The sequence below is a fragment of the Streptomyces sp. NPDC079141 genome (assembly GCF_040686775.1).
Taxonomy (GTDB): domain Bacteria; phylum Actinomycetota; class Actinomycetes; order Streptomycetales; family Streptomycetaceae; genus Streptomyces.
In genome coordinates this window covers 1-12,048 of record NZ_JBFBLP010000002.1, presented here as the reverse complement: position 1 = coordinate 12,048, position 12,048 = coordinate 1, and the positions used below count along the sequence as shown (strand labels likewise).

Here is a 12,048-nt window from a genome sequence, read left to right as displayed (position 1 = left end):
GTGGTACACAACGGTCACTTTCGGTCACAACCTGACATTACACGTACATGACCGTGGATCGCCCGTACGACCTCGTCGACGCCGGGCTCCCTCAACAGGCCGTAGTGGTCCGCCTCCAGGGGCACCACGGTCGGCGGCTCGGCCGAGAATCCGCCGCTGCTCTCCAGGAACGAGTAGTCGTCGCCCCGGGCCTTGAAGACCGTCACCGGGGCGTCGATCCGTCCCTTCGCCAGCTCGGGGAAGGTGTAGTTGAGCTCGTACGTCCGGCGCACGACGCCGATCACCCGGTGGACCGTCCCCTCGTCGAGAGCAGGGAGCAGGCTGCGGATGAAGCCGGTGAAGCTCCGCTCGTCCCGCGCGGCCCGCAGGCACTCGACCAGGGCCGGGCCGGTGATACGCCCCGTGAAGACGGAGAACAGGATCCGGACGAAGTCCTCGTTGTCGTAGGCGGGCCGGTCCGTGCCGGGCTGATGGCCGATCCCTCCTGCGCCTGGGTGCGCCCTTTTGGCCTTCGGGGAGCCGGGGGCGATGAGGAACAGCTCCTCGACCCGCTCGCCGGAGCGCTCCAGCAGCAGCGCCGCCTCGAAGGCGACCCGGGCGCCGAAGGAGTAGCCCCACAGCGTGTACGGGCCCTCGGGCTGCCGGCGGCGGATCTCCGCGACGTCCGCCGCGGCCATCTCCGCGATGGTGGGGTACGGCTCCTCGCCCGCGTTGATGCCGTGGGCCTGGACGCCGTAGAAGAGGCGGTCGGGGTCCATGCGTTCGGCGAGCAGGCGCAGGTTCATGGGGTAGCCGCCGAGGCCGGGCCAGCAGAAGACCGGGGGCGTCCCGGCCGCCCCGCCGGCCAGCCGCACCAGCCGTGAGGAGTGCCGTCCGCTCTCGTCGTCGACCGCGTGGGCGAGCCGTTCGACGGTCGGTGCCTCGAAGAGCACCTGGAGCGGCAGCGAGCTGCCGAACTCCTCGTTGACGCGGTGCACGAGCGAGACGGCGACCAGGGAGTTGCCTCCGCACTCGAAGAAGTCGTCGTGGACGGAGACACCGTCCTCGTCGTCCAGCTTCAGGGCGGTGCGCCAGATCGCGGCGAGGCGCTTCTCGGTGCCGGTGCGCGGCGGCACGACAGGCCGCCCGGAACCGGTCGGCGCCTTGCTGTCCAGGGCCTTGAGGTCGACCTTCCCGTTGGCGGTGAGCGGCAGTTCGTCGAGGATGACGACGCGGTTCGGCACCATGTAGTCGGGCAGCAGGCCGAGCAGATCCTCCTTGATCATCTCGGCCGGTCCCTTCATATGGACCCGGTCCTCGTACATGCCCTCGCTGCGCCGCTGCTCCTCGCTGATCCGGCCGCCGACGAAGAAGTACGACGGACCGCTCGGCATCCCGCACTCCGCGAGGATGTCCGCCATGCGCCGGGCGGCCGGGAGGGCGTGCCCGGACCTGGAGCTGTAGCCGGAGGACATGAAGCCGAGGCCCAGGTCGTTCATCTGGAGCCGCTGGAGGGTGCGGCCGAGGTCGACGTAGGCGCGCCAGTCGGGGTGGGTGTCGCCGCGGACCATCGCGGTGATGCCGACGGCGGAACGGTCGTAGACCTGCTGGTTGATGGCGATGACATGGCGCTTGAGGACGAGGTCGTCGCTGATCCGCTCCAGGTCGCCTGCGTGGTACCGGTACTGGCCCGCGGGCAGGTCAGCGACCTTGCCGGGGTGCGCCTGGACGTAGAGGTCGATGCCGGCGGAGTCCCGGGCCTCGGTGTACGGCACCAGCTCGAAGGTCCCGAGGCCGTAGTCCTCCTTGGCGCAGGCCAGGTGGTCCTTGATGCCGGGGGTGCGGCCGGTGCCGACGATGCCGAGGCCGTGCGCGGGCAGGATCTCCTCGAACAGGCCGACCATGTGGCCGGTCTCGATCTCCAGGACCTCCTGGATGTTGTTCTTGTAGACCGGCTCGATGGCGCTGCGCTTGCCGACGAAGTGGATCCTGGGCGGCCGGGTGGCTGTGGGGTCCGTGACGTCCGTCGCTTCCGCGACGCGGATCAGTTGGTGCCGGGCCGGGTGGTAGTAGTGGCAGCCCGGGGCGAGTCCGGGGATGCCCTCGATGTACATCTGCGTCGCGTACAACGCGCCGGGTGAGGCGTAACCGTACTTCGGCAGCAGTCGTTCCGGGCTGAGGAACTGCCCGAAGTACCGCAGGATCTCGCCGAGTTCGGCGAGCGTGAGGTCCTCGGGCGCGCGGGAGGGCGCTGCGGCGGCCCTGCGGCCGAGGAGGGCGAGCAGGTCGGCCGCGGTGGTCTCGCCGCCGTCGAAGTAGCGGTACGTCTTGCGGGCGAAGACGAGTTGCCGCTGCCGGTCGGTCGGTGTGCGGCCGGGCAGGTCGGTCACCGGCAGACCGGCCAGCTCCGCCTCGTCGCGGAAGCCGGCGCCGGACAGCTGGGCCCGCACCTGGAGCCTGCTCTCCTTGGACTGGTGGTGGGAGCCGTGGCTGCCCTGGTCCATCAGGGCCGCCTCCTTGGCGTTCAACTCGACGAAGGAGACCAGGTTCTGGAATCCGGTGCGGGAGTCGCGCTTGACGACGACGGCCGCGTTGCGGACCCAGTCGTGGGCCTCGATGGCCGTGCGTATCTCGTCCAGCTCGACCCGGAAGCCCCTGAGTTTCACCTGGTTGTCGGTACGGCCGGCGAAGCGGACGGCACCGGTGTCGGTGCGGGATACGAGGTCGCCGGTCCGGTAGAGGCGGGAGTGGGCCGGTTCGTTCGTGAACGGGTTGGGCACGAACTTCTCCGCGGTCAGCTCGGGGCGGTGCAGATAGCCGCGGGCCAGCTGAACGCCGCTGACATACAGCTCACCGACCTCGCCATCGGCCACCGGGGCCAGGTGCTTGTCGAGGACGTGGAAGCGGGTGCCGCGTACGGGCGTACCGATCGGCACGCTCTGCCCGGGGTCGGTGAGATCCTCCGGCCCGACCGTGTGGGCGGACGCGTTGATCGTGCACTCCGTCGGCCCGTACAGGTTGGTCAGCGCGGCCTCCGGGAGCGCGGCCAGGAGATCCCGGGCGAGGGGTACAGAGAGCGCCTCCCCGCCGCTGAACACCTGCGTCAGCGAGGTGCATCGGGGCAGATCCTCGGTGTCCAGCAGGGCCCTGAGCAGGGTGGGCACGCACTGGAGCGTGGTGACGCCGTGCTCCCGGACGGCGCGGATCAGGCCTTCAGGGTCCCGGTAGGTTCCGGGGTCGGCCACCACGACCCGGGCGCCGAGGGCGGGGGCCAGGATCTCCCACTGGGCCGCGTCGAAGCTCATCGGCGTCTTCTGCAGGACGACCTTGCCGCGGCGCAGACCGTGGGCGGCGCGCAGCCAGCGCAACTGGCTGACGATGCTGTGCTGTTCGATCATCACGCCCTTGGGGCGGCCGGTGGAGCCGGAGGTGTAGATGACGTAGGCGAGGGCGGAGGGGTGGTGGGGGGTGGGCTCTTCGGGCTCGTCCGGTACGTCGTTGAGTGTGACGACGCGGGTGCCGCGCGGGGCGAGTTCGCGCAGCCGGTCCGTCAGGCCACGTTGCGCGACGACGACGTCGAGACCGGCGTCCTCGATCATGTAGCGGAGGCGTTCCTCGGGATACTCCGGGGAGAGCGGCACGTACGCGCCGCCGGAGAGGACGACGCCCCAGACGCCCGTCATCAGGTCGAGCGAGGGCTCGGCGAAGACCCCGACACGGTCGTCGGAGGCCGTGCCGAGGGTGCGCAGGAGGGCGGCGAGCCGCGAGGCCTGTTCGACGAGTTCGCGCCGGGTGAGGCGCTGGTCGCGGAAGACGACCGCGGTCTCGTCGGGGAAGAGGCGCGCCTGCCGGTGCAGCAGGTCGGAGAGGCAGAGAGACGTGGACTTCGGGCGGGTCGTGTCACGCATGTCGGGGGTCCGTTTCACAGGTATCGGGGGGCGTTTCATGTGCGTTGAGGAGCTTTTGCTCCCTTCTCACGCTCCGCGTCCCGACGCCCCGGCCGCATGAGACCGGTGTTGCGTCCGTGTCCCGGTCGGATCGCGTCGCCCCGGGACCCGTTGTCCCGGTCCGCCGGGACCCGCATCTCGCCCGAGCGGGCCCGCGGCAGCGCTCCGGCGGCGGCCAGCTCCTCGGCGAGCAGCTCGGGGGCGACCTCGGTGAGCGGTCCGGAACGGGTGACGTGCGGCCGCCCGAGCCCGTCGAGCAGGACCATGCCGACCGGCCGCAGGCCCGTCGCGTCCCGGGCGGCGTCCGCGCCGAGGGACGCGGGCAGCGTCGTACGCGCTCCCCAGCGCCCGATCAGCTCGCGGTGCGCCCGCTCCGCGTCGGCGTCCAGCAGTCCGGCGCGTACGGCGATCCGGGCGGCGACCGCGAGCCCGACGGCGGCGGCGTCCCGGTGGCCGAGCGCGCGCAGGGCCCGGGTGACCGGGTCGCCGTAGCGCAGGGCCGCGGCGGCGCCCTGCTCCAGCGGGTCGTACACGGTCAGCGTGGACCGGATCTCCACGCTCAGGGCGACGAAGGAGGCGAGGGTGGCGAGGTCGTAGGAGGCCTCCGGGACGAGCCGGGACGCCACCGTGTCGTAGAACGCCGGGCTGACCGCGAGAACGCCCCGGACGAGCGCGGCGAGGCCGGCCCGTACGGCGGCGGGCGGGAGCGTCCGCAGGGTGTCCAGGTGGGCCCGCACCAGGCGGGGCGCGCTGTCACGTCCTACGAGCGTCAGGGCCGTGTCCGTCATGGCGGTGAGGGTCGTGGGCAGCAGCAGCGGCCTGGACCCGGGCCCCGCGAGCCGTGCGGCGCCTTCCATCGCCCGGGTGCCGCCGAGTCCTACGACGACGGAGTCGGGGGTGATGGGGGCGGTGGCGGGGTCCCGGACCACGTGAGTGGGTGCGCTCAGGCCCAACTGCTGGAGGACTTGGGCGGCATGTGGGCGGGGGACGCCTTCATCGACGTAGATGACGAACGACTCGGCCGCCAACTGAGCAGTGACGCGCCCGAGTTCGTTCCACGCGGCGTCTCCGGCGCGGATCTGCACGGGGCAGTGCACGGGGCCGGCCTGGAGCGTCCGGTCCAGGGAGAGGGCGATCGTGTGATTCGCGAGGTTTGTCACACTTCGACGGTCGGCGGCCCGGCGTCCCGGGCGCATGAGACGGCGGCCCTGTCCTGCTACCAGCAGAAGGCAGCGGACCGGGCCCACCCGGTCCGCTGCCTTCTGCCGTGCTCAGTCCTGCCAGGACAGATACCGCTCCCCCGTGTCCGGGAAGACGGTCACCAGTGCCTTCCCGGCGTACTCGGACCGAACGGCCAGCGTCCGGCAGGCGTGGGCGGCGGCCCCGGCGGAGACGCCGACCAACAGGCCGTAGCGGAGGGCGAGTTCGCGTGAGGCCGCGTAGGCGTCCTCGTCGGAGACGGTCAGGATCTCGTCGATCAGCCCGGTGTCGGTGGTGGGCGCGACGAAGCCGCCGTTGAGGCCGGGGATGCGGTGGGGGCCGCCGGGGCCGCCGCTCAGCACAGGCGAGCGCTCGGGCTCGACCGCGACCACCCGTATCGCCGGGTCGCGTTCCTTGAGGTAGCGGGCAGTACCGCTGAGGGTGCCGCCGGTGCCCACCCCGCACACGAACACGTCGAGCCGGCCACCGGTGTCGCGCCAGATCTCGGGTCCGGTGGTGGCGTAATGGGCGAGGACGTTGTCGGGATTGTCGTGCTGCCGCGCAAACCACGACCCGGGCCGCGCCCGGTGGATCTCCTCGGCCTTCTCGATGGCCGCCGCGTAACCCTGCTCGCACGGCGTCAGCACGACCTCGGCGCCGAACGCCCGCAGCAGCCGCAGCCGTTCGGTGGTGGCGTTGTCCGGCAGCACGATCACGCAGTCGTAGCCGCGCGCCGCGCACAGGGCGGCCAGCGAGATACCGGTGTTCCCGGACGACGCCTCCACGACCGTACCCGCGCGCAGGAGCCCACGCTCCTCGGCGGCCCGCAGCATGAACAGGCTCGTGCGGTCCTTGACGCTGGAGAGCGGATTAGCCGCCTCCAACTTGGCGTGCACGCAGGCCTTTTGGCCAAGCTGAAGCGTAACCATCGGGGTGTTTCCGACGAGTTCGGCGAGGGAGGCGACGGGTCTCATGACACGGCCTCCCGCCGGGGTTGCGGTTCGGCGACGGGCGCGAGCACCCGACTACCACGCGGCACATCCCGCAGGACAAGGGCCTGCGCCCCTACGACCACGTCATCGCCGACGGTGATCGGGCCGAGCAACGTGGCCCCGGCGCCGATGACGACGCGGTCCCCGACCGCGGGATGGCGACGGGCGTCCGGCGGCCGCTCCCGATCGTGCCACCAGCCGGTGGAGCCGAGGGTCACCTGGTGGAAGAGCGTGACGTCGTCCCCGATGACAGCGGTCTCGCCGATCACGACGGCAGCACCGTGGTCCACGAAGAACCGCCGCCCGATGCGCGCCCCTGGATGAATCTCGACACTGCCGGACATCACCCGCGCCATCCCCGCGACGAGTCGGGCAGTACGGCGCCGACCCCGCAGGTAGAGCCGGTGCGCCGCCCGGTGACCCCAGACGGCGACAACGGCGGGGTGCAGCAGCGCCTCCGCCCGCGACCGGATCGAGGGATCGCGCTCCTGAATCATGTCGAGGTCGGCGATCGCGGCGCGGTAGAGGTGGTGGGGGCGGGGGCTCATGGATGCTCCTCGGTGCTGGGTGGGCCACCAACTGTCGGCCGACCCACGTCCCAGGCACACGAGATACCTGTCCCGATCGTGTCCCGGTCGGCGCCGCGGACCGGGTCACCCGTTCACGGACCAGGGACTAGCCGGACCACGGTCACGGTCAGCACGGACCCCGAGACGTAATAGAGCACGATGGCACCGAGCACCGTGGCCTCGCGTCGGTCACGCTCGCCTCGGACCGCTGTCGAGCCATGCCCGTACGGATCGCGCCCGATGGTTCGCTCCATGGCCTCCCTGAACGCCTCGGCATTCCGCATCTTGGCCAAGGTGCTGTCGGCGGGCGACGCGTATGTGATCCGGTAGTTCAAGCGACGCCCCGCCTCTCGGCCTCGTCGGCAGCGAGACGCCGCAGCACGGCTTCTGCCTCGGGATCCGGCACGGCCTCCAGCATCCAATGCCGCATGACGGTGTGGATGTCGTGCACCCCGGCCTCATTGATGGCCCGGTCGAACTCCTCGCGCCGCTCCTCCGGGAGGGCGGCACGGATCGCGGGGATGCTATTGGGAACCTCGACTTCGACGCCGCCCACGAAGGTCTTCAACGGTTCGGCCATGGTCGCCCTCCTTGGGAGCCGGATTTCGCGGGGCTCACCATAGTGCGCGCGCTCCGTCCGCCGTACGACATCCAGCTCGCACCAAACGGACTTGCCGACCGTGAGTTCCTCCACGCCCCAACGGTCGGCGATCTCACCCACGATGAGCAACCCGCGCCCGAACTTGTCCCCCACGGCCGCATCGCGGGGGCTCGGCAGTAACTCACCCCTCGGGTCGGAGACGACGATGCGTACGACGCGTTGAGTGAGGGCGAGTTCGACGCGGAAGAGCCGGTCGCGGAGGCAGCCGTGCAGTACGGCGTTACTGGCGAGCTCGGAGACCAACAGGGCGGCGTCCGGGGCGAGTTCGGGGTGTGCGCCAGTCGGCGAGGAGGCGGTGGGCCCGGCGGCGGGCGAGGGTGACGCTCCTTGGGAGCGGGGTGTAGTCGAGGCGGTCGTACTGGAGGGGGGCTTCGGGCTCTTCGGGGGCGACCATGTCGTGCACCTCCGGGCGAGGGCGGGCAGCGCCGGTCATACGAACTGGCGCCACTCTGCGAGCAGTTCGTCACCGACGGTAGGACCACAGAACCACGCCGCGCAAGTTCCTCTTGGAGGAATTCCTCCGAAATAGTTTGCGCGGCAGTCACCCACCACTCCAAACTGACCTTGCATCGACACCGCAAGGAGCGCCTACGTGACCGCGAGCCAGCCGACACAAGGCAACAGCATCTCCACCGCCCTGGGACGCCGGCTCGGTGGTGAGCTCATCAAGTTGCGCACAGCGGCAGGGCTGACACAGACACACGCGGCAAAGGCACTCACCGCGTCGACCACGAAGGTCGCCAAGATGGAGCGCGGCTGGGTACCCATGCGCGACCCGGATATTCGCACACTGTGCGAGCTGTACGGCGTCCATGACCCGGGCATCGTCGGCGGACTCCTGGAACTGGCGAAGGTCGATCGCGAGCGACGCAAGGCAAAGGGATGGTGGAACGAGTACGCCATCACGGGCCTCATGCAGGAGTACGTCACTCTGGAGAGTGCTGCGACGACCATCCGGACGTGGCAGCCCGCGTTCGTACCGGGGCTACTCCAAACTCCGGATTACGTACGTGCATTGACGCAGGAACCCACCGCCGCGACGGCCAGGACCCGAGGTCCGGAAGAGCAGTTCGTCGCCGCACGACTCGCACGCCAGCAGCGACTCTCCAACAATCCGCCGCTCTCACTGCACACGGTGATCTACGAGGCGGTCCTCCGCAACTTCCCCGGCGGAGCCGACACAGCACGGGGCCAACTCGACCATCTGACACGGATGTCCGAGCGACCCAACATCACCCTCCAGATCTACCCGTTCAGCGCCGGCACCCATCTTGGCCTCAACGGCTCGTTCAACATCATCTCGTTCACCGAGCCCGGAGCCATGGACATCGTCTACGCGGAGGCGCCCTTCAGCCAACGCTGGCTGGAGGGCGGCGACAGCGCCACAGCCTACGACGAACTCTTCGAGATCATCACAGCCCGAGCCCTCGACCAGCAGGAGTCAGCCTCATTCCTGCGAAAACTCCGTAAGGAACTGTGAGCCGTGCCTGTCTTCCACTACCGCAAGTCCAGCTACAGCGACTACGAAGGCGAGTGCGTCGAGATAGCCACCAACATCCCGGCCACCATTGCGATACGTGACTCCAAGCGCCCCAACGACGCCTTCCTTCTCCTTCCCCCGACCACTTGGGCCTCGTTCCTGGATGCCGTGGCACAGGGATGCCTGAATCGCACGCCACATTCACCCTGCGGCTGAAATTGCTCTGCGAATCCCGATCACGGACCAACCACCTGGGCGGCCGAAGTCGACCATGCCGTGAATCCCATGCCGAAGCCGACTTGCCCTTCCCGGCAACCTCTCCTCCAGAGCTGCGGATACCGTGGAAGGGGTGATCAACCTGGGGAGGTTGGATATGGACCCGTCCCGGCGCAGTGTCCTGGGGGTCGGCCTCTTCTCTGTGGCCGTCACCATTCCCGGCTGGCCTGATGTGGTCGGGCGTGCGGAGGCCATTCAGTCCGGCCGCACGACCCGCATCGGCATGAACGAAGTAGACATGGTCGTCGCCATGACCGAGCGTGTCTCGGAGCTTGACGATGAGTTCGGCGGCCGTCACGCACGTCCCATGGCTGCCTCATTCATGGTCAACACCGTTACCTCCTACCTGCGCGCCGACGCACCCGAGGACGTACGCAAGGCGATGCTCTCCGCCGCCTCAGACCTGCTCTACCTGACCGGCTACATGGCCGTGGACGAAGGGCTGCACGGTCTCGCACAGCGGTACTACGTCAAGGCTCTGGAGCTGGCGGGCGCTGCCGAAGACCACCTGACGTACTGCACCACCCTGCGGGGCATGAGCGTCCAGGCAGTAGACCTCCGTCGCGGGGCGCAGGCCATGGAGCTCGCCGATGCCGCTGCCGCCGCCTCTCCGAAAGCCGGCCCTCGGATGCTGGCCTTCCTCGTCGGCCAGCAGGCGCACGCCGCCGCGCAGACCGGCGACCGTACGGGTGCGCTGCGCTACATCCGGGAGGCCGAGGCGGCCATGGACCGTGCTGAGTCACGCGGCAAGGCGTTCGGCTCGTACGACCCCTCTTCGCTCAACTACCACGTCAGTCAGGTGCGTTACGAACTCGGCGATAAGGCCGGAGCCGTCGAAGTCATGCGGCAAGCGGACCGGCTCCGCCCCAGCGTGTACCAGCGCACACGGGTACACCGTCGTGGCCTGTTGGCAGAGCGGCAGTTGGAACTCGGCCACCTGGAAGCGGCGTGTGCCACCTGGCACCAGGCCCTCGACGACTACCCCAAGGTGCAGTCCGGCCGTGCCGACGAACGCGTGAAGGCGATGTTCGGACTCTTGCGCCCTCATCTGAAGAACGCGACGGCCCGCGACCTGTACGACCGAGCACGCACGATCGCGCCGCCATCGCTGGCCACCTGATCCCCGTCGCGCCTTCAGACCCAGGCAGAGAAAGTCAGCCAATAAATTTCGCGCTAATTCTGGAAAATGTTTTACCAATTGAACACCCGCCCGAGCGTCGGCCGGACCGAATCGCGCTTCGACACGCTACAGCGAAGAGCTCCACCGTCATCCTGAAAGCCGAGTTCGGCACGATCGCCTGGGAGACCTGGACCGCGGCTTGACAGGGTGACTCCTTGATGGATCGCTAAGATTATATCCGGGATCATGTCCAGATTTCCGTTCAGCACCAGCACCTTGCCTGGACCTCAACGGCTCGTTCAATAACAATCTCGCTCGGTCAAACCCGAAACGGTGGACATTGTCTCCATGGACGATCCCCTCGACTCACCTAACGGACGCCACATAAGCCACCAGGCTTTCCTCAGCTCCGCCCCGAAAACGTTTGATTACCTTACGCACTGGCCAAATAGTTGTCCCGTCCGGCAATTCCAGAGAAATATTAATCTCTCCTGACGGATCACCGTCATCGGCCTTCCAATTACCACCAGCGGAACGTCTGATCACTTCACCAACATAGACCCCCAAAGCAAACAAGCGACCGCCTGTATCCTCCACCAATAGGCCACCCGGCCTGGCCTCACCCTGAAATGTCGAATCAGCCATGAAGCGCTCAACCTCACGCACGCTCGAAACAGTGAAGTCTGCGCCATAACCCGAAGCCCTCAAAGCTTTCGAGATCCATTCCGAATAAATCGCAACATCTTTTAGAAGTTCACTACTTCCCATAGTCGACCGCCAGTCAGGAGGGAGGGGAGTCCGATACTGTGGGCCACCGGGTGAAACCCACCCGGTGGCCCACATCTTACATCAACTAGTCAAACCTCATGACTTCAACCACCACACCTTGTTGTCGACCGTACTTAACGACGTCCAACAAAGCCCCTTCCTGGGAATCTGTTAGGCCATTTCGAGGCACACCAATTTCAAGCCGTCGCATCTTGATTTCCGACTGGGCAATAGTAACGCCACCACCACTGGCGCCGTTGAACCTAGCCATCGCCCGTACATACTTACGACCAGTTGCCCTAATGCCCGACGCTGTCGAATAGGACGGCAGACTAGTATCAATCGACTTGATGCTAGTCGCAACCCCGGCACCCTTGTCCCACTTATCGATAGTCCTAAAGTTGTTCGGCAAGTTACCGCCGAGCATTTCTTCAATTTTAAAGCCGCGCGGGGACGGCGGCATAGACCAAACCGACTTCTCCGTTACCCGAGGGCCGCCTGACTTGGCGGCCAACCCATAGAAACCATAACTTCCGCCCAGCATCCCCGATGCGACGGCAGTCCGGTAGAGAGAGTTACGCAGTTTACAGACCCAGTCACCGTTGTCGCACTGGACCAGGTCAGGAATCTGCGCCGCACTTGCCGTATTCAGGTTAGAGGTGTCCACGACACCCTCGACTTTGCCGACGGCTCCGGCACATGCATCCTTCACCATGTACCCGTAATCGGCGCAGTCGACCGGACCCGGACTCGCATTGTCCGAACCGTCACCGGTATTGCTGGTACTCGTATCGCTCTCGGTATTGGGGGTGATTACTCCAGGCCCACATTCGTCCCAGCCTCCGCTGCACTCTTCACCATCGGCTTCCACCCGGATGAACCCGGAAGGATCGGAGTAGTTGATGGGGTCGTTGCCGCTGTAGCTGTAGGAGGAGAGGCTCTGCGGGTCATAGGGCTGGCTGACACGGCAGCTGTAGTTCTGGCGTCCATGCTGGTCAGCGGCTATGGGGGCGGGGGCGGGCATGGGTACGGCCACCATGATCATGAACGTTTGTG

The 12,048-nt window shown here is 67.7% G+C and carries 11 protein-coding genes and 1 pseudogene; 3 read left to right on the top strand and 9 right to left on the bottom strand.

Annotation, left to right across the window (positions count from 1 at the left end; translation table 11 throughout):
• Window positions 1-14: 14 nt before the first annotated feature.
• The 7 genes and pseudogenes from AB0Q90_RS05210 to AB0Q90_RS05180 all read right to left on the bottom strand — a co-directional run.
• Window positions 15-3,887 (bottom strand): amino acid adenylation domain-containing protein, encoded by a 3,873-nt coding sequence (locus AB0Q90_RS05210; protein WP_363159764.1) that lies wholly within the window; start codon window positions 3,885-3,887, stop codon window positions 15-17.
• A gap of 35 nt (window positions 3,888-3,922) precedes the next feature.
• Window positions 3,923-5,086 (bottom strand): hypothetical protein, encoded by a 1,164-nt coding sequence (locus tag AB0Q90_RS05205; RefSeq protein ID WP_363159765.1) that lies wholly within the window; start codon window positions 5,084-5,086, stop codon window positions 3,923-3,925.
• A gap of 111 nt (window positions 5,087-5,197) precedes the next feature.
• Window positions 5,198-6,100, bottom strand: coding sequence for a cysteine synthase family protein (locus AB0Q90_RS05200; protein WP_363159766.1), 903 nt, complete (start codon window positions 6,098-6,100; stop codon window positions 5,198-5,200).
• Entirely contained in the window at window positions 6,097-6,666 is a 570-nt protein-coding gene (gene epsC / locus AB0Q90_RS05195; protein WP_363159767.1) for a serine O-acetyltransferase EpsC, read from the bottom strand. The genes AB0Q90_RS05200 and epsC overlap by 4 nt, the downstream gene beginning before the upstream one ends.
• 113 nt (window positions 6,667-6,779) lie before the next feature.
• Complete coding sequence (locus tag AB0Q90_RS05190; protein ID WP_363159768.1) at window positions 6,780-7,022, bottom strand: hypothetical protein; 243 nt, start codon at window positions 7,020-7,022, stop codon at window positions 6,780-6,782.
• Window positions 7,019-7,267, bottom strand: a complete 249-nt coding sequence (locus AB0Q90_RS05185) for a hypothetical protein (RefSeq protein WP_363159785.1) — start codon at window positions 7,265-7,267, stop codon at window positions 7,019-7,021. The genes AB0Q90_RS05190 and AB0Q90_RS05185 overlap by 4 nt, the downstream gene beginning before the upstream one ends.
• Before the next feature lie 165 nt (window positions 7,268-7,432).
• Window positions 7,433-7,591, bottom strand: a pseudogene (locus AB0Q90_RS05180) (ATP-binding protein); the annotation flags it as partial.
• A 349-nt stretch (window positions 7,592-7,940) separates the two neighbouring features.
• Between AB0Q90_RS05180 and AB0Q90_RS05175 the strand changes: the two are divergent.
• The 3 genes from AB0Q90_RS05175 (at window position 7,941) to AB0Q90_RS05165 (ending at window position 10,224) form a co-directional block, all read left to right on the top strand.
• Window positions 7,941-8,828, top strand: coding sequence for a helix-turn-helix transcriptional regulator (locus AB0Q90_RS05175; protein ID WP_363159769.1), 888 nt, complete (start codon window positions 7,941-7,943; stop codon window positions 8,826-8,828).
• A gap of 3 nt (window positions 8,829-8,831) precedes the next feature.
• Window positions 8,832-9,044, top strand: coding sequence for a DUF397 domain-containing protein (locus AB0Q90_RS05170; protein WP_363159770.1), 213 nt, complete (start codon window positions 8,832-8,834; stop codon window positions 9,042-9,044).
• A gap of 124 nt (window positions 9,045-9,168) precedes the next feature.
• Window positions 9,169-10,224: a transcriptional regulator gene (locus AB0Q90_RS05165; RefSeq protein ID WP_363159771.1), complete on the top strand. Its 1,056-nt coding sequence runs from the start codon at window positions 9,169-9,171 to the stop codon at window positions 10,222-10,224.
• Between the two features lie 366 nt (window positions 10,225-10,590).
• On the opposite strand, the gene AB0Q90_RS05160 is transcribed toward AB0Q90_RS05165, so the two are convergent.
• Window positions 10,591-10,992: a hypothetical protein gene (locus AB0Q90_RS05160; RefSeq protein ID WP_363159772.1), complete on the bottom strand. Its 402-nt coding sequence runs from the start codon at window positions 10,990-10,992 to the stop codon at window positions 10,591-10,593.
• Between the two features lie 85 nt (window positions 10,993-11,077).
• The coding region (locus AB0Q90_RS05155; RefSeq protein WP_363159773.1) for a hypothetical protein at window positions 11,078-12,048 on the bottom strand (971 nt) is incomplete at its 5' end.

Bases quoted from the DNA above. Each gene is read 5' to 3' on its own strand.
- AB0Q90_RS05200 (WP_363159766.1), bottom strand. From the start codon at position 6,100: ATGAGACCCGTCGCCTCCCTCGCCGAACTCGTCGGAAACACCCCGATG.
- epsC (WP_363159767.1), bottom strand. From the start codon at position 6,666: ATGAGCCCCCGCCCCCACCACCTCTACCGCGCCGCGATCGCCGACCTC.
- AB0Q90_RS05160 (WP_363159772.1), bottom strand. From the start codon at position 10,992: ATGGGAAGTAGTGAACTTCTAAAAGATGTTGCGATTTATTCGGAATGG.
- AB0Q90_RS05210 (WP_363159764.1), bottom strand. From the start codon at position 3,887: ATGCGTGACACGACCCGCCCGAAGTCCACGTCTCTCTGCCTCTCCGAC.
- AB0Q90_RS05185 (WP_363159785.1), bottom strand. From the start codon at position 7,267: ATGGCCGAACCGTTGAAGACCTTCGTGGGCGGCGTCGAAGTCGAGGTT.